The 20,448-nt window shown below is 57.5% G+C and carries 25 protein-coding genes and 1 pseudogene; 1 reads left to right on the top strand and 25 read right to left on the bottom strand.

Features of this window, described 5'->3' with window-relative positions; all coding sequences use genetic code 11:
* Window positions 1-4: 4 nt before the first annotated feature.
* The 19 genes from AC0V6V_RS01985 to AC0V6V_RS01895 form a co-directional block, all read right to left on the bottom strand.
* Window positions 5-781 carry a type III pantothenate kinase gene (locus AC0V6V_RS01985; protein ID WP_486163804.1) on the bottom strand — a complete coding sequence of 259 codons (777 nt, stop codon included), beginning with the start codon at window positions 779-781 and terminating at the stop codon, window positions 5-7.
* A 6-nt stretch (window positions 782-787) separates the two neighbouring features.
* Window positions 788-1,519 (bottom strand): biotin--[acetyl-CoA-carboxylase] ligase, encoded by a 732-nt coding sequence (locus tag AC0V6V_RS01980; protein WP_486163803.1) that lies wholly within the window; start codon window positions 1,517-1,519, stop codon window positions 788-790.
* Between the two features lie 29 nt (window positions 1,520-1,548).
* Window positions 1,549-3,027: an NADH-quinone oxidoreductase subunit NuoN gene (nuoN, locus tag AC0V6V_RS01975; RefSeq protein ID WP_486163802.1), complete on the bottom strand. Its 1,479-nt coding sequence runs from the start codon at window positions 3,025-3,027 to the stop codon at window positions 1,549-1,551.
* Window positions 3,027-4,580: an NADH-quinone oxidoreductase subunit M gene (locus AC0V6V_RS01970; RefSeq protein ID WP_486163801.1), complete on the bottom strand. Its 1,554-nt coding sequence runs from the start codon at window positions 4,578-4,580 to the stop codon at window positions 3,027-3,029. Before AC0V6V_RS01970 ends, nuoN begins: the two co-directional genes overlap by 1 nt.
* A 15-nt stretch (window positions 4,581-4,595) precedes the next feature.
* A complete protein-coding gene (gene nuoL, locus AC0V6V_RS01965) occupies window positions 4,596-6,587 on the bottom strand; it encodes an NADH-quinone oxidoreductase subunit L (RefSeq protein WP_486163800.1) in 1,992 nt (663 codons plus the stop codon).
* A gap of 7 nt (window positions 6,588-6,594) precedes the next feature.
* Window positions 6,595-6,915 carry an NADH-quinone oxidoreductase subunit NuoK gene (nuoK, locus tag AC0V6V_RS01960; RefSeq protein ID WP_472638715.1) on the bottom strand — a complete coding sequence of 107 codons (321 nt, stop codon included), beginning with the start codon at window positions 6,913-6,915 and terminating at the stop codon, window positions 6,595-6,597.
* Window positions 6,912-7,535 (bottom strand): NADH-quinone oxidoreductase subunit J, encoded by a 624-nt coding sequence (locus AC0V6V_RS01955; RefSeq protein WP_472645246.1) that lies wholly within the window; start codon window positions 7,533-7,535, stop codon window positions 6,912-6,914. Before AC0V6V_RS01955 ends, nuoK begins: the two co-directional genes overlap by 4 nt.
* A 27-nt stretch (window positions 7,536-7,562) precedes the next feature.
* Window positions 7,563-8,051 carry an NADH-quinone oxidoreductase subunit NuoI gene (nuoI, locus tag AC0V6V_RS01950; protein ID WP_472645245.1) on the bottom strand — a complete coding sequence of 163 codons (489 nt, stop codon included), beginning with the start codon at window positions 8,049-8,051 and terminating at the stop codon, window positions 7,563-7,565.
* The gene (locus AC0V6V_RS01945; RefSeq protein ID WP_486163799.1) at window positions 8,048-8,554 is read right to left on the bottom strand and encodes a hypothetical protein; all 507 of its coding nucleotides are present in this window, start codon (window positions 8,552-8,554) and stop codon (window positions 8,048-8,050) included. Before AC0V6V_RS01945 ends, nuoI begins: the two co-directional genes overlap by 4 nt.
* Entirely contained in the window at window positions 8,551-9,597 is a 1,047-nt protein-coding gene (gene nuoH / locus AC0V6V_RS01940) for an NADH-quinone oxidoreductase subunit NuoH (protein WP_486163798.1), read from the bottom strand. Before nuoH ends, AC0V6V_RS01945 begins: the two co-directional genes overlap by 4 nt.
* On the bottom strand, window positions 9,594-9,863 hold the full coding sequence (locus AC0V6V_RS01935) for a hypothetical protein (RefSeq protein ID WP_486163797.1): 270 nt from the start codon (window positions 9,861-9,863) through the stop codon (window positions 9,594-9,596). The genes nuoH and AC0V6V_RS01935 overlap by 4 nt, the downstream gene beginning before the upstream one ends.
* Complete coding sequence (locus tag AC0V6V_RS01930) at window positions 9,863-10,078, bottom strand: hypothetical protein (protein WP_486163796.1); 216 nt, start codon at window positions 10,076-10,078, stop codon at window positions 9,863-9,865. Before AC0V6V_RS01930 ends, AC0V6V_RS01935 begins: the two co-directional genes overlap by 1 nt.
* Window positions 10,075-12,093: an NADH-quinone oxidoreductase subunit NuoG gene (gene nuoG, locus AC0V6V_RS01925; protein ID WP_486163795.1), complete on the bottom strand. Its 2,019-nt coding sequence runs from the start codon at window positions 12,091-12,093 to the stop codon at window positions 10,075-10,077. Before nuoG ends, AC0V6V_RS01930 begins: the two co-directional genes overlap by 4 nt.
* Window positions 12,094-12,558 carry a DUF3291 domain-containing protein gene (locus AC0V6V_RS01920; RefSeq protein ID WP_486163794.1) on the bottom strand — a complete coding sequence of 155 codons (465 nt, stop codon included), beginning with the start codon at window positions 12,556-12,558 and terminating at the stop codon, window positions 12,094-12,096.
* Window positions 12,558-13,850, bottom strand: coding sequence for an NADH-quinone oxidoreductase subunit NuoF (gene nuoF, locus AC0V6V_RS01915; protein WP_486163793.1), 1,293 nt, complete (start codon window positions 13,848-13,850; stop codon window positions 12,558-12,560). The genes AC0V6V_RS01920 and nuoF overlap by 1 nt, the downstream gene beginning before the upstream one ends.
* A complete protein-coding gene (locus AC0V6V_RS01910) occupies window positions 13,840-14,025 on the bottom strand; it encodes a hypothetical protein (RefSeq protein WP_486163792.1) in 186 nt (61 codons plus the stop codon). Before AC0V6V_RS01910 ends, nuoF begins: the two co-directional genes overlap by 11 nt.
* 124 nt (window positions 14,026-14,149) lie before the next feature.
* A complete protein-coding gene (locus tag AC0V6V_RS01905; protein ID WP_486163791.1) occupies window positions 14,150-14,818 on the bottom strand; it encodes a complex I 24 kDa subunit family protein in 669 nt (222 codons plus the stop codon).
* Between the two features lie 5 nt (window positions 14,819-14,823).
* The gene (locus AC0V6V_RS01900) at window positions 14,824-15,288 is read right to left on the bottom strand and encodes a hypothetical protein (RefSeq protein ID WP_486163790.1); all 465 of its coding nucleotides are present in this window, start codon (window positions 15,286-15,288) and stop codon (window positions 14,824-14,826) included.
* Window positions 15,281-15,517, bottom strand: a complete 237-nt coding sequence (locus tag AC0V6V_RS01895; RefSeq protein ID WP_486163789.1) for a hypothetical protein — start codon at window positions 15,515-15,517, stop codon at window positions 15,281-15,283. The genes AC0V6V_RS01900 and AC0V6V_RS01895 overlap by 8 nt, the downstream gene beginning before the upstream one ends.
* A 120-nt stretch (window positions 15,518-15,637) precedes the next feature.
* Here AC0V6V_RS01895 and AC0V6V_RS01890 point away from each other — a divergent pair, with 120 nt between their 5' ends.
* Complete coding sequence (locus tag AC0V6V_RS01890; RefSeq protein ID WP_486163788.1) at window positions 15,638-15,796, top strand: hypothetical protein; 159 nt, start codon at window positions 15,638-15,640, stop codon at window positions 15,794-15,796.
* 2 nt (window positions 15,797-15,798) lie between these two features.
* Here the strand turns inward: AC0V6V_RS01890 and AC0V6V_RS01885 are convergent, their stop codons facing one another.
* From AC0V6V_RS01885 to AC0V6V_RS01860, 6 genes and pseudogenes are all read right to left on the bottom strand, one after another.
* Window positions 15,799-17,016, bottom strand: a complete 1,218-nt coding sequence (locus AC0V6V_RS01885; RefSeq protein ID WP_472638726.1) for an NADH-quinone oxidoreductase subunit D — start codon at window positions 17,014-17,016, stop codon at window positions 15,799-15,801.
* Window positions 17,017-17,042: 26 nt separating this feature from the next.
* A pseudogene (locus AC0V6V_RS01880) lies at window positions 17,043-17,657 on the bottom strand (NADH-quinone oxidoreductase subunit C); the annotation flags it as partial.
* A complete protein-coding gene (locus tag AC0V6V_RS01875; RefSeq protein ID WP_486139133.1) occupies window positions 17,654-18,253 on the bottom strand; it encodes a NuoB/complex I 20 kDa subunit family protein in 600 nt (199 codons plus the stop codon). The pseudogene AC0V6V_RS01880 and the gene AC0V6V_RS01875, both read right to left, overlap by 4 nt.
* Window positions 18,250-18,624, bottom strand: coding sequence for an NADH-quinone oxidoreductase subunit A (locus AC0V6V_RS01870; RefSeq protein WP_472640909.1), 375 nt, complete (start codon window positions 18,622-18,624; stop codon window positions 18,250-18,252). The genes AC0V6V_RS01875 and AC0V6V_RS01870 overlap by 4 nt, the downstream gene beginning before the upstream one ends.
* Before the next feature lie 216 nt (window positions 18,625-18,840).
* Complete coding sequence (locus AC0V6V_RS01865; protein ID WP_486163787.1) at window positions 18,841-20,271, bottom strand: coniferyl aldehyde dehydrogenase; 1,431 nt, start codon at window positions 20,269-20,271, stop codon at window positions 18,841-18,843.
* The gene (locus AC0V6V_RS01860; RefSeq protein WP_486163786.1) at window positions 20,261-20,422 is read right to left on the bottom strand and encodes a hypothetical protein; all 162 of its coding nucleotides are present in this window, start codon (window positions 20,420-20,422) and stop codon (window positions 20,261-20,263) included. Before AC0V6V_RS01860 ends, AC0V6V_RS01865 begins: the two co-directional genes overlap by 11 nt.
* Window positions 20,423-20,448 lie beyond the last annotated feature (26 nt).

Genomic DNA, 20,448 nt, shown 5'->3' with positions numbered 1-20,448 from the left:
TTTATTAGCTCTCAGCTTGCTCGGCGAGGATCGCCAAGCCTTGAATTGTTAGGTCTGCATCGACGTGGTCGAAGATGTCAGTCGCATCGTCAAACAGGATCGCAAGGCCGCCGGTTGCGACCACTTTTGCAGGGCGGCCGATCTCTGCGCGCATACGCTCAACAATGCCCTCCATCATCGCGATATAGCCCCAGAACACACCGATCAGCATCTGGTCTTCTGTGTTGCGGCCAATGACGCTGCGGCTGTCGGGCGCGCGGATCGCAATGCGGGGGAGCTTCGCCGTTTTGCCAACCAATGCATCAAGCGACAGATTGATCCCCGGTGCGATGGAGCCGCCCTTGTAAGCGCCATTGAAATCAATCGCTTCAAACTTGGTCGCAGTGCCAAAGTCGATGACGATTAGATCACCGCCATATTTCGCATGCGCGGCAACGATGTTGAGCGCGCGGTCTGCGCCAAGCGAGCTGGGCTGATCGACATCAATCTCAAAGCGCCAAGCGGCCTTATCCTTGCCCGCGAACAGCGGATTAATCTTGAAGTACTTCTGCGCCAGAACCGTTAGGTTATGGTCGGCGCGCGGGACGACGCTGGCAAAGATGATCTGAGTGATCTCTTCGCGCGCAACGCCTTCAATCTCCAGCAATTGGAGAAGCCACACGGCATATTCATCACCCGTGCGGCGCGGATCGGTAGCGATACGCCAGCGCGCGCGCACTTCCTGCCCGTCGAACAGAGCAAAGACGACATTGGTGTTTCCGACATCGGCGGCGAGCAACATGGGCGGTTATCCTTGAGCAATCATGGAGACGTCGCCTGCGTGAATAGTGCGCATCGCCCCATTCTCCAAGCGTAGCAGCAAAGCGCCTTCATTATCGAGGCCAGCAAACTCGCCGGTGACCTGGCTTTCATCGCCGGGTTTGAGTGACAGCCGTGAACCGATTGGATGCGCGCGCTCCGTCCAATCATCTAGCGTTGCCGAAAGCCCAGCGCTGCGCCAGCGCGCCAATCGCGCAGCAAAGCTCTCTGCGAGAATGGAAAGCACAAGGTCGGCGCTGCCGCCGTGCTTGCCATTTTCAGAGGCGATGGAGGTGGTCTTGCGATCCGGCATTTCTGGCGCGTGGCAGACATTGATGCCGATGCCCACGACGATCGTATCGCCGCTGCGTTCGAGCAAAACGCCGGAGATCTTTGCGCCATCCACCAGCACATCATTGGGCCATTTGAGGACGATGGGCGTTTTGGCAAGCAGGCTGTGCTTGAGCGTATCGAACACGGCCAAAGCGGTAACAAAGCTGAGCGTGTGCGGCGCGGGATCAGCGGCGCCGATGCTCACCACAGTGCTGCAGAACAGATTGCCGCTGGGGCTTTCCCATTTGCGGCCCAACCGCCCTCGCCCGCCGGTTTGACGCTCCGCTCTTAGCCAGTGGCCCTCAGGCAATGCCTCGTCGCGCTGAATACGAGCGAGCAGATCGGCATTGGTCGATCCAGTCTCCGCAATGGTTTCAATATTGGTCAAGGCGTGGCTGCTGAGCTTCCTTGGCCGCGCTATCCGACCAGAAACAGAGCTTCAGCAGCCTTGTTTGCCAGATCGGTGATCGACGGGGTCAGCAGATAGCCAAGCGGCGAGATGATCAGCGTCGTGATGATCAGGAGCACCCAATGCGACATTTCGCTCTTGCCCTTAACTAGCCCGACTTCATCGTCGAAGAACATGACCTTCACGAACTTGATGTAGTAGAACGCGCCGATCACGCTGGCGGCAATCGCGATTGCGCCAAAGGCGACAAGGCCCGCCTCAACCGTGGCCTGGAAGATCACGAACTTGCCATAGAAACCGAGCAGCGGCGGAATGCCAGCCAGACTGAACATCAGGGCCGCGAGGCACCATGCGATGACAGGCTGAGTGGTGGCGAGGCCTTTGATGTCGTCGAAGGTTTCAAACAAAGTGCCGTCTTCACCGCGCAGCATGAGTAGCGCGACAAAGCTGCCCAGCGACATGGCGACATAGATGAACAGATAGACCATCATCGCGCTGGCCCCGGCGGTGTTCGCCACCGCAAGGCCCAGCAGGATAAAGCCGACATTGTTGATCGAGGAATAGGCCAGCAGACGCTTTAGATTGTTCTGACCAATTGCGCCGAGTGCCCCGATGATGATTGACGCCAAAGCGACAAACATGACGATCTGACGCCACGCATCGGACTGCTCGCCAAACACTTCCAAAGTGACGCGCGCGGTGAGAGCAACAGCGGCAACCTTTGGCGCGGTGGCGAAGAATGCAGTGACGGGTGTAGGTGCGCCCTCGTACACGTCCGGGGTCCACATGTGGAACGGGACAGCGGCGATCTTAAACGCGAGGCCTGCAAGCACGAACACGAGGCCGAACAGCGCGCCGGTGGCGAGTTCTCCAGACAGGCCAGCGCGCACTGCGCCAAACTCTGTGCTGCCAGAAAAGCCGTAGAGCAGGCTCATGCCGTACAGCAGGATGCCCGATGCCAAAGCGCCGAGTACGAAGTACTTCAGGCCCGCCTCAGACGAGCGGCCATCATTGCGCAGCACCGATGCGAGCACGTAAGCAGCCAGACTGTTCAGCTCCAGACCGAGGTACAGGGTCATGAAATCGCTGGCCGAGACCATGATGCTCATGCCGAGCACGGCGAACAGCACAAGGATCGGATACTCCGCGCGCATTCCGCTTTCATTGCCATTGCTGGCGGTTGCGAAATAAGCTGGTGCAATCATCAGACAGCCGATGGCCGCGAGATAGATCATCGCCTTGGCGAACAGGGCAAAGGCATCGGCCCGCATCAAAGTGCCAAAGGCGTAGGTGTCTAGGCCCATAACCCCGCTATGGAGGCCAGGCACCAGCATGAAGCCAGCGCCAAACAGGGTCGCGGCCGCAAGTATTGCGATTGGCCGCGCCATCTTGTCACCGCGAAAGGCCGCAACCAAGAGCAGGGTCAGGCCAGAGGCCGTGAGCAGCAATTCAGGCGCAATCAGCGCGAAGGAAGTTGCGTAGTCCATCAGTGGGCGCCCTCACCCTCTCCATGTTCTGGTTTTGGCACCGCATTGGCGGCGGCCTCGCGCGGCGGACCGGCTTGAAGCTGGCTGTCACCCTCTGGTGCAGCTGAGGCGAGCCGTGCGTCCAAGGTCGCGATATCTGCGCGCATGGGCGCAAGGAAGCTCTCTGGATACACACCCATCCACAGCACGGCGGCGGCGATTGGTGCCAGCATGGCCCATTCGCGCTTGTCGAGATCGAGCATGGCTGCAGCGTCCGCGTTCTTCTGATCGCCAAAGGCGACGCGGCGGTAGAGATACAGCATGTAGCCCGCGCCCAGGATGATGCCCGTGGTGCAGATCAGCGCGACCCAGGTCGACATTTGATAAATGCCTGCAAGCGAGAGGAATTCACCCACAAAGCCGCTGGTTCCTGGCAGGCCAATGCTGGCCATGGTGAACAGCAGGAAGAACAGCGCGTAATACGGCATGTTGATCGAGAGCCCGCCGTAACGGTCAATCTCACGCGTGTGCAGCCGGTCATAGATCACACCAACGCACAGGAACAACGCGCCAGAGACCAGCCCGTGGCTGAGCATCACGATCATCGCGCCTTCGAGGCCCTGAATGTTGAAGGCGAACAGACCCACAGTCACAATCGCCATGTGCGCCACCGATGAGTAGGCGATCAGCTTCTTCATATCGTGCTGCACCAGCGCCACGAGCGAGGTGTAAACCACCGCGACCATTGAGAGTGCGAACACGAGCCATGCAAGCTGAGCGCTGGCATCGGGGAACATCGGCAGGCTGAAGCGGATGAAGCCGTAGCCGCCAAGTTTCAGCAAGACGCCAGCAAGGATCACAGAACCCGCCGTCGGAGCCTGAACGTGTGCATCGGGCAGCCAGGTGTGCACCGGCCACATCGGCATCTTCACCGCAAAGCTGGCGAAGAAAGCGAGCCACAGCCACGTCTGCGCACCAACCGGGAAGTCGTATTGCATGAGCGTCGGGATGTCTGACGTGCCAGCCTCTGCGACCATCCAGAACATCGCAATCAGCATCAGAACCGAGCCGAGTAGCGTGTAGAGGAAGAATTTATAGCTGGCATAGATGCGGTTATCGCCGCCCCACACGCCGATGATAAGATACATCGGGATCAGGCCGGCTTCGAAGAAGATGTAGAACAGGAATAGATCCTGCGCTGCAAACACGCCGATCATCAGCACTTCCATAAACAGGAAGGCAGCCATGTATTCGCCAACGCGTTTCTGGATCGCGGTCCAGCTGGCCATGATGCAGATCGGCATCAGGAACACGCTGAGCATGATCAGCATCAAGGCGATGCCATCGATCCCAAGCGCATATTTGAAGCCAGCAAACAGCTCAGCGCTTTCAGTGAATTGCCATTGCGGGCCGCCGATTTCATAATTGGCCCACAGCAGCACGCCGAGCACAAAGGTGATCAAAGTGCCGATCAGAGCGAGCCAGCGCGCAGCATTTGCGCCGACGAAGAAGCAGCCGATGCCTGCGGCCAATGGCACAAGCATCATGAGCGAGAGAATTGGGAAGCCGTCCATTATTCCATGCCCCCCTTAGAACAAGACCCATGTCACAGCGGCCACCAGCCCCAACAACATGATCAATGCGTAAGTGTAGAGATAGCCCGACTGGACCTTCTTCGCCGCGACAGAGCTTTGCTCCACCACCCAGGCAACCCCGTTTGGACCAAACCGGTCGATCGTGCCGATATCGCCCAGTTTCCAGAACTGACGGCCAAACCAGAACGCTGGCTTGACGAAGATCGCGTCATAGAGCTCGTCGAAATACCACTTGTTGTACACGAAACGGTGCAGCCAAGGGAACATCGCAACGAACTTCGCCGGAATGTCTGGCTTCGCGATGTAGGCGACATAGGCCCCGGCAAAGCCGATGATCATTACGACCAAAGCTGAGTACTTCACCCAATATGGAACGGCGTGCATCGCGCTCATCAGGTTTTCGTTGTAGAAGATCGAACCAGCCCAGAACGCTGCATCATCTAGGAAGCTTGGCGCAAACGCCTGACCAGCGGCCACCGCGCCAATGGTCAACAGACCAAGCGGGATCAGCATGGTGATCGGGCTTTCATGCGGGTGATATCCGCCGGTTGTGTCTTCGCCAGCCTCAGCAGGCGTCTTGTGGACGCTGTGTTGAATGTGCTCGCTTTCGATCCAGCGCGGCTTGCCCCAGAAGGTGAGGAACATCAGACGCCAGCTGTAAAAGCTGGTGAGCAAAGCCGCGATCACGCCAAGCCAGAAGGCAGTGACCGAAATCTCTGTGCCGCGCGCAAAGGCGACCTCCAGCACGGCGTCTTTCGACCAGAATCCAGCAAAGCCGACGCCAAGGTGATAAACGCCAAGGCCAGTGATCGCGAGCGTACCCGCCATCATCGCCCAGAAGGTGATCGGAATGTGTTTCCGCAGCCCGCCATAATAGCGCATGTCCTGCTCATGATGCATAGCGTGGATCACACTGCCCGCGCCCAGGAACAACAGCGCCTTAAAGAACGCATGCGTGAACAGGTGGAACATGGCGACATTGTAAGCGCCAACGCCAGCGGCGAAGAACATATAGCCGAGCTGAGAGCAGGTCGAATAAGCGATCACGCGCTTAATGTCCCACTGCGTCGTGCCGATGGTCGCCGCGAAGAAACAGGTCGCGGCGCCCACCACGGTCACGATCATCAGCGCTGTTGGAGCGGTCTCGAACAATGGCGAGAGGCGGCACAGCATGAACACGCCAGCGGTCACCATGGTTGCGGCGTGGATCAGCGCGGAAACGGGCGTTGGGCCCTCCATCGCATCCGGCAGCCATGTGTGCAGCAGCAGCTGCGCTGACTTACCCATCGCGCCGACAAACAGCAGGATCGCGATGATATCCATCGTGTAGAGCCGCATGCCGAGGAAGCCGATGCTCGATCCGCTCATCGCGGGCGCGGCGGCCAAAATCTCTGGGATCGATGTGGTTTGGAACACCAGATAGATGCCGAAGATACCCAGCATGAAGCCAAGGTCGCCAACGCGGTTCACCACGAAGGCCTTGATCGCGGCGGCACCAGCGGTCGGTTTCTTAAACCAGAAACCGATCAGCAGGTAACTCGCCAGGCCCACCCCTTCCCAGCCAAAGAACATTTGGACCAGGTTGTTGGCGGTAACCAGCATCAACATCGCGAAGGTGAACAGCGAGAGATAAGCGAAGAAACGCGGCTGATCCGGGTCTTCCTCCATATAGCCCCAGCTGTAGAGGTGCACGAGCGCAGACACGCTGTTGATGACGACCAGCATTACTGCGGTCAGCGCATCGACACGCAGCGCCCAATCGAACGTCATATCGCCCGAGCGCACCCAATCGAGCACGTGGACAACCTCAGCCTCAGCTGAGCCGCTCAGGAAGCTTAGGAAGATCGGCCAGCTAAGCGCGGCTGAAATGAACAGCGCGCCAGTGGTGATCGACTTTGCGATCGTATTGCCGAGCATACGGTTGCCCAGCCCGGCGATGATAGCTGCCAGCAGCGGCAGGAATACGATGATCAGTATCGAATGCATGGACCGATTATCCCTTCATCCGATTGACATCATCAACCGCGATGGTCCCGCGATTGCGGAAGTAAATCACTAGGATCGCAAGGCCAATCGCGGCCTCTGCAGCGGCCACAGTCAGCACCAACATGGCAAAGACCTGGCCGGTGAGATCGTTCATAAACGCGCTGAACGCGACCAGATTGATGTTCACCGCGAGCAGGATCAGCTCGACCGACATCAGGATCACGATCACATTCTTGCGATTAAGGAATATCCCCAGCACGCCGAGCACGAATAGGATCGCGCCAACGACAAGGAAATGCTCAATGCCAATTCCGCCTAAGTCGCTCATAGCTCGACCCCCTCGCCCGTGTTCGGGTTCTTCATAACTGTCGCCTCTTCTGGGCGGCGGCTGATTTGTTTGCCGATATCTTGGCGTCCACGCGCGCCAGGCTTCGCCTCGCGGTGGGTCAGCACAATCGCGCCGATCATGGCGACCAGCAGGATGATGCCCGCGATCTCAAACAGGACGATGTATTTGCCATAGAGCAGCGCACCGATGGCCTCGATATTGCTCGCGCCCATCGCCGCCTGGCCGGTGCCATCTGGTGTGCCGAGCGTCAGGCCGCCTGCTTGATAGGCGCCAATTCCCAGGAACAGCTCCGCCAGCAGGATCGCGGCGATTGCCAGACCAAATGGGAAATTGCGGATAAAGCCCGCGCGCATCGCGGCCATATCGATGTCCAGCATCATGACCACGAACAGGAACAGCACGGCGACCGCGCCGACATAGACGATCACCAGCAGCGCAGCGATAAACTCCGCGCCGACCAGCACCATCAGGCCAGCAGCATTGAAGAATGCCAGGATGAGCCACAGCACAGAATGCACCGGGTTGCGCGCCATGATGACCATGACGGCGCTCGCCACGACTAGGCTGGCGAAGAGATAAAAGGCGAGAGTTTGAATCATGATCCCCGGTGTCCGTCCCGCGCGCCCCTAGCGATAGGGCGCATCGGCTTCAAGGTTTGCAGCGATGGCTCGCTCCCACTTGTCCCCGTTGGCCAGCAATTTGTCTTTGTCATAGAGCAATTCTTCGCGCGTTTCGGTCGCATATTCGAAGTTTGGCCCCTCGACGACGGCATCCACTGGGCAGGCTTCTTGGCAGAAGCCGCAATAGATGCATTTGGTCATGTCGATGTCATAGCGCGTGGTGCGGCGGCTGCCGTCGTCACGCGGTTCGCTCTCAATCGTGATCGCCTGCGCCGGGCACACGGCCTCGCACAGCTTGCACGCGATGCAGCGCTCTTCGCCATTGGGATAGCGGCGCAAGGCATGCTCCCCGCGAAAACGCGGGCTCAGCGGGTTCTTTTCGAACGGATAATTGATCGTCACCTTGGGCTTGAAGAAATACTTCAAGGTCAGCGCATGCGCTTTCAGGAATTCCCACAGGGTGAAGGATTTTATGAGTTGTTTGGCGGTGGTCATTTGCTTACGCGCTCCTGACATTTCATAACCCAAGGCGTTCTTGGAGTCGCATCTGGCCTTCTGAAAAGCTGAAAGATATCTAACTCTATCCGCCATGGCGTGGAGACGACATCTTGGTCTCCGATGAAAATTTTGTACTGCTGCTCTTCTCCTTCTAACTGAAAGATCGGCGGGTAATAGTACTTCCGCTCGCTTTCCCATTGCTCCAAAAGTTCAGGCGTCAGTGGCAGAACCTTCTCAAAAGGTTGTAGTCGAGATGCTGTTCCATCAGCCCATATAAAGGTCGAATATCCCAGAATTATCTCGCCCGAACGGAAGATTTGTAATGGTTTAGGAATATGCAAAACCGCGTCCTCCGAGACTACTTCGTCGTCCAACGTGTATGTCGTGGCACAATCAAGTACATAAACTCTGCTATCATCAGCGGACGCCGTCGTTGTCCCCAACGAGGCGATAATTGCAAAACCAAAGTTAAGCGAAACCCGGAAGAAAAATGTTCTCATCCGAAATGCCCCGTCGCCATCAGGTATCCGCTGATCAGCGCTACAAACAGCAGGCTCATCGGCAGGAAGACTTTCCAGCCTAGACGCATCAGCTGGTCATAGCGGTAACGCGGTACGGTCGCCCAGATCCAGCTGAACATGAAGAAGAACATGAAGGTCTTCAGCAGGAACCACACGATCCCCGGCACATAATACAGCGGCGCCCACTCAATTGGCGGCAACCAACCGCCCATGAACAGCAGCGTGCACAGCGAACACATCAGCAGGATGTTGGCATATTCGCCGAGCCAGAACAGCGCGAAGCTCATCGAGCTGTATTCGGTCTGATAACCAGCAACGAGCTCCGATTCCGCCTCGGTCAGGTCGAACGGCGCGCGCGCGGTCTCAGCCAAGGCTGAGATGAAGAACACCACAAACATTGGGAACAGCAGCGGATTGATAAAGAACCCGTTGACTATGCCCAGTCCGTGTCCACGCTGAGCCTCGACAATGCCGGTCATGTTGAACGTGCCCGCATAGAGCACGACACATACCAGCACAAAGCCGATGGAAACCTCGTAAGAGATCATCTGCGCGGCGGCGCGCATGGCGGAGAAGAACGGATATTTGGAGTTACTCGCCCACCCGCTCATCACGACGCCGTAAACGCCCAGCGAACTGATCGCGAGCACGTACAGCAGGCCGACATTGATATCGGCCAGCACCACGCCCGCGTCGAACGGGATCACCGCCCATGCGGCGAGCGCCACGGTGAAGGTGATGATCGGCGCAAGCAGGAAGATACCCTTGTTCGCCGCCGTTGGGATGATCGTCTCTTGTAGGAAAACCTTCAGGCCATCCGCGAAACTTTGCAGCAAGCCAAATGGGCCGACCACATTGGGCCCGCGCCGCAGCATGATCGCGCCCAATACCTTGCGGTCGACATAGATAACCATCGCCACGGAAAACATGACGATCAGAGAGATCGCAAGAATGCCGACGATGGTAGCTGTGAACCACGCAAAATCGTAGTTCATGCCGAGAGATTGGAAGAATTCGGTCACTGCGCCGATCCTTTCATCTTATCATAGATAGCGATGAGAACATGCAGGAACGTGCCATTTGCAAGCATATAAACGCTATCAGTAAAGGCCGAATAGAGCGCAAGCGACTTTTGGTACGCCTCAACTCCCTGCATCGTAGGATCAGCAAACCCCATCATAGTGGTGATGTTCATCCACTGATTCCCGAGGTTCCAGACAAACAAGATGGCTGCGATTCCATAAAATATGAAAGGCATACGGCGGAGGATTTGAGGAAGTTCGGTCATCAGTCTCCGCCCCCATCGCCGCCGCCGGAATCGCCGCCGAAGCCATATTCGTTGCCATACCCGTAGCCATCAGGATTGCCGTATCCACTATCCTTCAATGCTTCTGGATCAGACTCGACTTTCTTTTCCGTCATCCAGAGAGATAACCGGACAAGGCCAAAGACCAATCCGCCCGCAGTGGCTACAGCCGCAAGCACTGTCAGAACGACCATCATTCCGCTGCCTCCCGAACATCTTCATCATGGAGCAGTTCCGCTGAGCATTGCTGCATCACGTCGCTGGCCCGCGCGATTGGGTTGGTGAGGTAGAAATCGGCAATCGGATAGCTCTCGATCGTGCCGTCTGCCTTCGCTTTGCTGTCCGCTTTCGGAAGAGCGCCGTAATCGGCAAGGCCTTCCTCGCCTAGCGCCGGCACTTCCGCAATCATCTTGGCTTGCAGCTCCGCAAAGCTGTCAAACCCGACATTCACCTTAAGAGCGTCAGCCAAAGCGCGCAGGATCGTCCAATCCTCGCGCGCGTCACCCGGCGCAAACACAGCCTTTTCGGCGAATTGCACGCGGCCCTCTGTGTTAACATAGGTTCCGGCCTTTTCCGCATAGCTTGCAGCAGGCAGAATGATGTCCGCCATATGCGCGCCTTTGTCGCCGTGATGGCCGATATAGACCTTGAGGCTGTCCGCAAACGGCTCGTGGTTCATCTCATCCGCGCCGAGTGACAGCACCACTTTGGGCGTCGCCTTCGCGATGTCCGCCATGCCGCCCGGCACAGTGAAATCGAGCATCAAAGAACCCATGCGCGCGGCCGACATGTGCAGCACGTTGAAGCCGTTCCAATCGTCCGTGACGAGCTTGAACTTATCGACCAGTTTCAGCGCTGGGCCCAAGGCCCCCTTCGCCAAGGCTGCTCCGCCCAGAATCACCGCTGGGCGCTCCGCCGCCTTCATCGCATCGCCCAAAGCTTTAGGGATGCGGTTCAGCACAGACAGATCGCTACCCAGGAAGGTCGCTGGATAGGTCGTTTCCCATTCCGGGCCGATCACATAGACCTTCGCCCCGCCCTTCACCGCCTTGCGCAGGCGAGCATTGAGCAAAGCCGCTTCCCAGCGGACATGGCTGCCCACAATCAGGATGCAATCTGCGGTCTCGATCCCGGCCAGGGTCGAGTTGAAATTGACCGCAGCGATGTTTGACACATCGTAAGTCATGCCGGTCTGCCGCGCTTCGGTAAGGTCCGATCCGCTAGCCTTCAGCAGAGCCTTAGCCGCGAACATGGTTTCGCAATCGACCATATCGCCCGCGACGGCGGCGATGCTGCTTGGTGCACCTTTGAGCTGCTTTGCGATGGCCTTAAACGCCTCGTCCCAGCTTGCCTCGGCCAGCTTGCCGCGTTTACGCATAAACACCTTGTCGAGGCGGCGCTTAATCAGGCCATCAACCTGATAGCGGCCCTTGTCCGACAGCCATTCTTCGTTGACGTCATCATTGACGCGCGGCAGCGCACGCATGACTTCGCGGCCCTTCGAATGCAGCGAGATATTGGCGCCAATCGCGTCCGATACGTCAATGCTTAGCGTGCGTTTCAATTCCCACGGACGGGCCTCGAAAGCATAGGGACGCGACGTCAGAGCGCCGACCGGACACAGGTCGATCACATTCGCGCTCAGCTCGTGGCTGGCGGCCTGCTCCAAATAGGTCGTGATCTGCATGTCTTCGCCGCGGTAGAGCGCGCCGATTTCATCCACGCCTGCGATCTCTTCAGAGAAACGCACGCAGCGGGTGCAGTGAATGCAGCGGGTCATGATCGTCTTGATCAGCGGGCCCATATATTTCTCGGTCACGGCGCGCTTGTTCTCACGCTCGTAACGCGAGCCGCCGCGTCCGTATGCAACCGCTTGGTCTTGCAAATCGCACTCGCCGCCTTGGTCGCAAATTGGGCAATCGAGCGGGTGGTTGATGAGCAGAAACTCCATCACCCCTTCGCGCGCCTTTTTGACCATTGGCGTGTCGGTGCGGATTTCCTGACCTTCGCTGGTTGGGAGCGCGCACGATGCCTGAGGCTTCGGCGGCCCGGGCTTCACTTCGACCAGACACATGCGGCAATTGCCTGCAATGCTCAGGCGCTCATGATAGCAGAAACGCGGAATTTCCTTACCGGCAAGCTCCGCCGCCTGAAGGACAGTCGCGCCTTCAGGGACTTCGATCTCTTCGCCGTCTACTGTTACCTTAGGCATTTAACTTCCTACCGCACATCGGACGGCGCTCATGCGCTTGGCGTCCATTACTTGTTCCCAACCAAACGCTCGATCTGTCGCGCCATTCTGTTGATAATCCTGAAGGCGGTCCCACGCTTCCTCTAGGGTCGGCTCATGCCCCTCAGGCACATGCCAGAAGACAAGGTGAGCTTCGGAAGCATTCTCGAACCACTTCTCTTTACCGCGATAAAATTTCTCATGCAGAGTGTTAAAGACGAACTTTTCTAGCGATTCTGCGTTTTCCCAAACGGATAAATTGACCGCCATATCATCGCCCACACGGAAATCGGTTGCGTTGTTGCTCTCGTCCTTGAGACGCCAGACAAAACCAGGGCTGCGCTCTGCGATACCGTTTACAAGATCCAGATTATCCATAAATCCGGCCATTCTCGGGTCATCGGTCGGGTATTTAAACCTTCCAATATTCAGTTCGGCAATGTGCATCACTCCGCCGCCTCCGCGAATTGTGCGTTATGCTCGTGGATGCGTTTTTCCAGCTCTGGGCGGAAGTGACGGATCAGGCCTTGGATCGGCCAGGCCGCCGCATCGCCCAGCGCGCAGATCGTGTGGCCTTCCACCTGCTTGGTAACCTCTTGCAGCATATCGATTTCTTCGATTGCAGCATCACCTGTGCGCAGCCGCTCCATCATGCGCCACATCCAGCCTGTGCCTTCGCGGCACGGCGTACATTGGCCGCAGCTCTCGTGCTTGTAGAAATAGCTGAGACGCGAGATTGCTCGGACGATATCGGTGGATTTGTCCATCACGATAACCGCCGCTGTACCCAGGCCCGAGCCTAGCTCTTTCAGCCCGTCAAAATCCATCGGCGCGCTGCGGATTTGCTCCGCTGGCACTAAAGGAACTGACGAACCACCCGGGATCACCGCGAGCAGATTGTTCCAACCGCCGGTGATGCCGCCGCAATGCTTCTCGATCAGCTCCTCAAACGGGATGCTCATTTCTTCTTCGACGACGCATGGGCGCTCTACATGCCCGCTGATCTGGAACAGCTTGGTGCCGTGGTTATTCTCACGCCCAAAGCTGTTGAACCATGATGCCCCGCGCCGCAGGATAGTCGGCACAACCGCGATACTCTCAACATTGTTGACTGTGGTCGGGCAGCCATAGAGGCCCGCGCCTGCCGGGAAAGGAGGCTTCAGCCGGGGCTGACCTTTCTTACCCTCGAGGCTTTCGATCATCGCGGTTTCTTCGCCGCAGATATATGCGCCCGCGCCGCGGTGCATGAACACGTCAAAGTCATAGCCGGAACCGCTGGCGTTCTTGCCGATCAGCCCAGCGTCATAAGCCTCGTCGATCGCCTTTTGCAGTGTCTCAGCCTCGCGGATGTACTCCCCGCGAATGTAAATATAGGCCGCGCGGGCCCGCATCGCGAAACCTGCGACCAATGCGCCTTCGATTAACTTGTGCGGATCGTGGCGGATAATCTCGCGGTCTTTGCAGCTGCCCGGCTCAGATTCGTCGGCATTGATGACGAGGAAGCTTGGACGACCGTCTTTGCTTTCCTTCGGCATGAACGACCATTTGAGGCCGGTGGGGAAGCCCGCCCCGCCCCGTCCGCGCAGGCCCGATTCCTTCATCTCGTCGATGATTGCATCATTACCGCGCTGGATCAGCGCCTTGGTGTTGTCCCAATCGCCGCGCGCCTGCGCCGCCTTCAGGCCCCAATCCTGGAAGCCATAGACATTGGTAAAGATGCGGTCCTTATCAGCCAGCATCGGTCAAATCCTTCTTTTTCGCCATCTTTAGCTGCCGCAAAGCCAGCATTTGAAACGCAAGGCCAGCGGCCATCAAAATGATACCAATCGTCCGCTCGCCGGTCGCCGACAGATACGCGCCCGCGGCAAAACCGCCGAGGCCGGCAATTGTGTATGCGAGTGTCGCGCCGTTCACTGTTTGGGTTCCCCAGTCCGTCCGTGCTGAGCTTGTCGAAGCACTGCCTTTTCTTCGAGCAAAGAACCACACATGAAGGACAACCCTTCGACAGGCTCAGGGTAAACGGAAATTGCGCAATGCATCACCAGTCACCCCGGTAATCGTGGTTCGCATCGACCATATCAGTGAGGTTGCTCAGCGCATTTGCCGGCTCAGACGTGTGCCTGCCCGGCTCTTGCGTGCCCGTCTTGGGCTGCTCACCCTTGGCCAGCGCGTCCAGCACGGTATCGAGGCGTTCTGGCGTCAGATCCTCGTAATTGTCATCATTGATCTGAACCATCGGCGCGGTCGCGCAATTGCCCATGCATTCGACCTCGGTCAGGGTCCAGAGACCATCCTCGGAGACCTTGCCAAACTCCATGCCTCGGCTTTTGCAGGCGGAGATAATGTCGTCGGAACCGCGCAGCATGCACGGCGTCGTGCCGCATACCTGCACGTGATATTTTCCGACCGGCTTCATGTTGTACATGAAATAGAACGTCGCGACCTCGAGCACGCGGATCACCGGTACGTCGATATATTTCGCGACGTATTCTATGACCGGCAGCGGCAGCCATCCCTGCGTCTCGGTCTCTTCGCCAACCTGACGTTGCGCAAGGTCGAGCAGCGGCATCACCGCCGATTTTTGCCGCCCATCAGGGTATTTGGCGATATGGTAGTCCGCCTTTTTGCGGTTCTCTTTCGTCCATTCGAACGAGCCCCAGCGTGCGCGGAGTTCCGGCGTATCGGGTGCGGGTGTACGGTCAGCCATCGCTATTATCCTGGCATCGGAACTTGAGGAAGCGCACATTCAGGCGTGTCAAAACGCTTGTAATTAAGTTGCGCGAAAACATGAGGTGTGGTGGCGCGATCAAGCGAGACGACCAGTACGTCGCTATCGCATTCGCCTTTTTTATCCAGTCTTTCGGGGCACTTGTAGTGCAGTGCGTACCGACGGCCCGGTTCAGAGAGCTTCAACTGCTCCAACAAATCACACCGCGATAGCTCTGCGATCAGTTGGTCCGCTGAAATGGGGTGTTTGCTCAGATCAGAGACGTTGAATTTCATGCGTTCAAGCGCCGCCGCATCATCTTCGACAATGGCATCAACCGCCGCTTTCACAATGTCTTGCGGCTCTGCGGCGATCGCGGGCGTGCTTATGGAAGCAGCAAATGCCGCGGCAAGCAAAGCCCAGCGAGCGCGGAGTTCCGGCGTATCGGGTGCGGATGTACGGTCAGCCATTGTTCGTTAGCTCTCCGCGCTCAGCCTTTGCTCTCAGCAAGCCGAGATAGCCGACGATAGGCAGGATAAGACCCCACACCAAATAATCATTAGAAACCCAGCCGCCGCCTAGAAAATCGACCAAGGAGTCGGGTGACGAGACGCCCCACAGCCCGATGACTATGTAGGCCGCACCGATAGCAATCGCGATGCCACTCAAGAACGAAACGAACATGTTAAGAAATTTCAACGGTCACACTCCCCAAAATATGACGTCGACCGCGACGAGCAGTGCTCCGCTCGCGCATCCGAAAGAGCCCAGCGAGCGCGGAGTTCCGGCGTATCAGGTGCGGGGGTACGATCAGCCACGATGGAACTCCCGTTCATCACTAATGAAGCGGAAAGCGCAAACCGCAAGAAACGTAAAAATGGCGAAGACACCAAAGAGTGGCGGCACAAATTCAAAATAGGCGGCAAGGCCTATGATCCAGGCGGGGATACCGACAGCCAGCTCCAGTTTACGCGCTAAAGTCACCGGTCACACTCCCCAAACACCACATCGATTGCGCCCAGAATAGCGGTTGCGTCGGGCAGCATGTGGCCTTTGCTCATCATATCCATCGCTTGCAGGTGGCTAAACGCGGTTGGGCGGATCTTGCAGCGGTATGGCTTGTTGCTGCCATCACTGACGAGATAGACGCCGAACTCACCCTTCGGGCTTTCGGTCGCGACGTAGACCTCGCCCTCCGGCACGTGAAAGCCCTCTGTGTAGAGCTTAAAGTGATGGATCAGGCTTTCCATCGACTGTTTCATCTCGCCGCGCTTTGGCGGTGAAACCTTGCCGTCCTGGCTCGCAATGGGCCCTTCTGGAATTTCCGCGAGGCATTGCTTGATGATCTTGGCGCTTTCGTAAACTTCCTTCACGCGCACCATGAACCGGTCATAGCAATCGGAATTGGTGCCGACGGGAATGTCGAACTCCATCCGGTCATAGACATCGTAAGGCTGCGATTTGCGCAGGTCCCACGGGATGCCAGCGGCGCGGATCATCGGGCCGGAAAAGCCCCACGCAATCGCGTCATCGCGGCTGACCACGGCGATATCGACGTTACGCTGTTTAAAGATGCGGTTGTCGAGCACCAGGCTCATCGCGTCGCCGAACAATTCCGGCAGGCGGTTGTCGATCCAATTGCCCATATCGACGAGCAATTTCTCAGGCACGTCCTGATGCACGCCGCCGGGGCGGAACCAGGCGGAGTGCATGCGCGCGCCCGATGCGCGTTCGAAGAAGTTGAGGCAATCCTCGCGCAGCTCAAACACCCACAGGTTCGGCGTCATCGCGCCGACATCCATAACGTGCGCGCCAATATTGAGCATGTGGTTGCAGATGCGTGTGAGCTCCGCAAACATCACCCGCAGATATTGCGCGCGCTCTGGCACTTCGATGTTGAGCAGCTTCTCAATCGCCAGCACGTAAGAGTGCTCTTGGCAAAGCGGAGAGCAATAATCCAAGCGGTCGAAATACGGTAGCGCTTGCAGATACGTCTTATGCTCGATCAGCTTTTCTGTGCCGCGGTGGAGCAGGCCCACATGCGGGTCGACCCGCTCAATTACCTCGCCATCCAGCTCCATAATCATGCGCAGCACGCCGTGCGCCGCAGGGTGCTGAGGCCCGAAATTGATCGTGTAATTGGTGATGACATCGCCGTCAGTGGTCGGCGATTCTTCGATTTGTATGCCGTGGCTCATGATTTCTTCTCCGCGGCCTCTTCACCTTCCGCCTTCTCATCACCGGGCAGCACATATTCCGCGCCTTCCCATGGTGAGAGGAAGTCGAATGTCCGCATGTCTTGCGCCAGCTTTACCGGTTCATAGACAACGCGCTTTTCGTCCTCGGAATAACGCAGCTCGGTATAGCCGGTCATCGGGAAGTCCTTGCGGAACGGATGCCCTTCAAAGCCATAATCGGTAAGGATACGGCGCAGGTCTGGATTGCCGGCGAACTTCACGCCGTACATGTCGAACACTTCGCGCTCCAACCAGCCAGCGTTCGGCCACAGGTCGGTGATCGATGGGACAGCGGTCGCTTCGTCCGTCGACAGCTTGACCATGATGCGGTGGTTCTTGGTCAGCGAGAGCAGCATGTAGACGACTTCAAACCGTTCTGTGCGGTCAGGATAGTCGACCCCGGCGATTTCCATCATCTGCTGATAGGCATGGTCATCGCGTAAGGCGCGCAGCACATCGACAATGCTGTCACGCGCGACGGTGAGGATGATCTCTCCATGCTTTTCTTCGCTAGAGATGACGGGCTTGCCCAGTGCCTTGGTTAGCGCATCCAGCACGCCTTCGTTCGAAGCGATTTTCGGGGCGGAATGGAGGACTGTCATCGCACAATCGTCCCGGTGCGGCGGATTTTACGCTGCAATTGCATCACGCCGTAGAGGAGCGCCTCTGCCGTCGGAGGACAACCAGGCACATAGATATCAACCGGAACAATCCGGTCGCATCCGCGCACGACGCTGTATGAATAGTGGTAATAGCCGCCCCCATTGGCGCAGCTGCCCATCGAAATCACATATTTCGGGTCGGACATCTGGTCATAGACCTTGCGCAGAGCCGGAGCCATCTTGTTGCACAGGGTGCCAGCGACGATCATCACGTCCGATTGGCGCGGTGAGGCGCGCGGGGCGATCCCGAAGCGCTCCATATCATAGCGCGGCATGTTCACGTGGATCATCTCAACCGCGCAGCATGCGAGGCCGAACGTCATCCACCACAGCGAGCCGGTGCGCGCCCATTGGAACAGGTCTTCGGTCGAGGTGACCAGAAAGCCCTTGTCGTTCACCTCTGTCTGGAGCGCGTTGAAGTAATCCGCATCAGGCTGGCGCACTTCGCCGCCTTGCGCGGTGGGCAGGCCACTCATCGGCTTGCCAGCGGCGTCCAGGATCGGGCTACCCGGGGTGATGTTTGCTGAAGTGCTCATTCCCAATCCAGAGCCCCCTTCTTCCATTCATACGTGAGGCCAATCGCCAGAATGCCGAGGAACGTCATCATGCCGATCCATCCGACCCAGCCCGTCTCGCCCAGGCTAACCGCCCATGGGAACAGGAATGCGGCCTCAAGATCGAAAATGATGAAGCTGATCGCGACGAGGTAAAAGCGCACGTCAAACTGGCTGCGCGCGTCCTCAAATGCGGGAAAGCCGCACTCATATTCAGACAGCTTTTCAGCGTCTGGATTGTGCGCCCCGGTAAGGCGCGAGACGCCCATTGGAAGAAATACGAAAAGGCACGACAAGCCAAAGGCTATGGCGATGAAAATCAGTATCGGCAGATACTGGCTAAGGTCGACCACGATAAAGTCCAGACAGTGATTAATATCCCAGGGGGTCGCTTAGGCCTCTCGTGCACGCCGCGCAAGCCCGCGAATCAGGCATTTCCTGCATCATTTGATGTGACTAGGTAAACCGCCCGATCCGGCGGCTTTGCGTGGATTGGAGCGTGCAATGCTCCAGCGCCGCAAAAACGTAGCATTCAGCAGCGCGTGGTTTTCCCCATCACTTCATCCCCATCACTTCATCATTGTTGCGGCGGCTTTCTGGCTGGCTTTGCCATAAGGCGGCTTAAATCCGCCCAGTTTGGCAATGTCGATTTTGGGCTGGTGATAGACCGCGCGGGCGTGGCTGAATTCCTTGAAGCCTTCGATCGCGTGATAGCTGCCCATGCCCGATGGTCCGACCCCGCCAAACGGCAGGTCTTCCATTGAAACGTGGAAGATCACGTCATTGGTGGTGACCCCGCCAGAGATTGTGCGGGTCAGCACGCGCTCTTGCTCTTCGGTGTCTTGGCCGAAGTAGTAGAGACCCAGCGGACGGTCGTTTTCATTCACATAATCAACGGCATCGTCGACGGTCTTATAAGTCTTTACTGGCAGGACAGGTCCGAAGATCTCTTCCTGCATCGCCTCCATTTCGTCGGTTACGTTCTTCAGGATGGTGAGCGGCATCTTGCGCTGGTTTGCAGAGCTGAAATCTTCGTTTCCGGGATTGACCTCGATCACCTCTGCGCCCTTGTCGCGGGCATCGGCGACCATGCTTTGGAGTCTCTCAAAATGGCGGTCGCTGACGATGGAGGCGTAATCATCATTTTCGAGCAGCGTCGGATACATATTGGCGACCCCGTCGGAGACGCCTTGGATTGCTTCATCCTGCTTGTCCTGAGGGACATACATATAGTCCGGTGCGAGGCAGATCTGGCCTGCGTTCATCATTTTGCCCAGCGCGATGCGCTCACCCGCTTTGGCAAAGTCGGCGCTCTTACCCATGATAACAGGCGATTTTCCGCCCAGCTCCAGCGTCACTGGCACCAGATTCTTGGATGCAGCCTCCATCACGCGGCGGCCGGTTGGGGTGGAGCCGGTGAAGACCAAGTGATCAAATGGCAGTTCGGAAAACGCAGCGGCCACTTCTGGTCCGCCGGTAATCACTGCAACTTCGTCTGGTGTGAAATATTCATCAACCAATTCGGCCATCAACGAGGATGTGCGCTCAGTAAACTCGCTCGGCTTGATCATCGCGCGATTGCCCGCTGCCAGAACCTGCATCAGCGGCGAGAATGCGAGGTTCACCGGGAAGTTCCACGGGCTCAAAATGCCGATCACGCCTTTGGGTTCATAGCGAATTTCGGCCTTTGCACCCAGCAGCCCCAAGGGAAATTGTACGGGGCGCTTTTCAGGCTTGGACCATTTGTCCATGTTTTTCAGCGCATGTTTGCCCGCACCAACCGTGCCCGCAATATCGGTGATCATGGATTGATCGACGGAGCGATTGCCAAAATCTGCGCTCATCGCCTTGCACAGATTCTCGCTGTGATCTTTCAGCAGCGCCATGGCCCGCTTTACCCGGTCTTTGCGCATGTTCATGCTTTCGGGACGGGACGCGGTAAAGGCCTCACGCTGGCGTCGCAAAATGGCGTCCAAGTCTGCTTTGCGATCATCGGCCATAGGGTTCTCTCCAGATAATACGTTTCGATTTGCCATGCTTGTCGCCAAAAAACACGGATGTGACAAGCACAATGCGAGCGCCCGTCGCACCTTGAAACTGCACATTGCCAATGCCGCAGCGCAGCATTACATCGGCCAAGACATCTTCCATTGAAACAAAACACCAATTCTATCCAA

The organism is Erythrobacter sp. S249 (genome assembly GCF_057364975.1).
This window is presented reverse-complemented; position numbering and strand designations above follow the sequence as displayed.

Coding starts and splice junctions, on each gene's coding strand:
- AC0V6V_RS01985 (WP_486163804.1), bottom strand. CDS start 781: ATGTTGCTCGCCGCCGATGTCGGAAACACCAATGTCGTCTTTGCTCTG.
- nuoN (WP_486163802.1), bottom strand. CDS start 3,027: ATGGACTACGCAACTTCCTTCGCGCTGATTGCGCCTGAATTGCTGCTC.
- AC0V6V_RS01970 (WP_486163801.1), bottom strand. CDS start 4,580: ATGGACGGCTTCCCAATTCTCTCGCTCATGATGCTTGTGCCATTGGCC.
- nuoL (WP_486163800.1), bottom strand. CDS start 6,587: ATGCATTCGATACTGATCATCGTATTCCTGCCGCTGCTGGCAGCTATC.
- nuoK (WP_472638715.1), bottom strand. CDS start 6,915: ATGAGCGACTTAGGCGGAATTGGCATTGAGCATTTCCTTGTCGTTGGC.
- AC0V6V_RS01955 (WP_472645246.1), bottom strand. CDS start 7,535: ATGATTCAAACTCTCGCCTTTTATCTCTTCGCCAGCCTAGTCGTGGCG.
- nuoI (WP_472645245.1), bottom strand. CDS start 8,051: ATGACCACCGCCAAACAACTCATAAAATCCTTCACCCTGTGGGAATTC.
- AC0V6V_RS01945 (WP_486163799.1), bottom strand. CDS start 8,554: ATGAGAACATTTTTCTTCCGGGTTTCGCTTAACTTTGGTTTTGCAATT.
- AC0V6V_RS01935 (WP_486163797.1), bottom strand. CDS start 9,863: ATGACCGAACTTCCTCAAATCCTCCGCCGTATGCCTTTCATATTTTAT.
- AC0V6V_RS01930 (WP_486163796.1), bottom strand. CDS start 10,078: ATGATGGTCGTTCTGACAGTGCTTGCGGCTGTAGCCACTGCGGGCGGA.
- nuoG (WP_486163795.1), bottom strand. CDS start 12,093: ATGCCTAAGGTAACAGTAGACGGCGAAGAGATCGAAGTCCCTGAAGGC.
- AC0V6V_RS01920 (WP_486163794.1), bottom strand. CDS start 12,558: ATGCACATTGCCGAACTGAATATTGGAAGGTTTAAATACCCGACCGAT.
- nuoF (WP_486163793.1), bottom strand. CDS start 13,850: ATGCTGGCTGATAAGGACCGCATCTTTACCAATGTCTATGGCTTCCAG.
- AC0V6V_RS01905 (WP_486163791.1), bottom strand. CDS start 14,818: ATGGCTGACCGTACACCCGCACCCGATACGCCGGAACTCCGCGCACGC.
- AC0V6V_RS01900 (WP_486163790.1), bottom strand. CDS start 15,288: ATGGCTGACCGTACATCCGCACCCGATACGCCGGAACTCCGCGCTCGC.
- AC0V6V_RS01890 (WP_486163788.1), top strand. CDS start 15,638: ATGGAACTCCCGTTCATCACTAATGAAGCGGAAAGCGCAAACCGCAAG.
- AC0V6V_RS01885 (WP_472638726.1), bottom strand. CDS start 17,016: ATGAGCCACGGCATACAAATCGAAGAATCGCCGACCACTGACGGCGAT.
- AC0V6V_RS01875 (WP_486139133.1), bottom strand. CDS start 18,253: ATGAGCACTTCAGCAAACATCACCCCGGGTAGCCCGATCCTGGACGCC.
- AC0V6V_RS01865 (WP_486163787.1), bottom strand. CDS start 20,271: ATGGCCGATGATCGCAAAGCAGACTTGGACGCCATTTTGCGACGCCAG.
- AC0V6V_RS01860 (WP_486163786.1), bottom strand. CDS start 20,422: ATGGAAGATGTCTTGGCCGATGTAATGCTGCGCTGCGGCATTGGCAAT.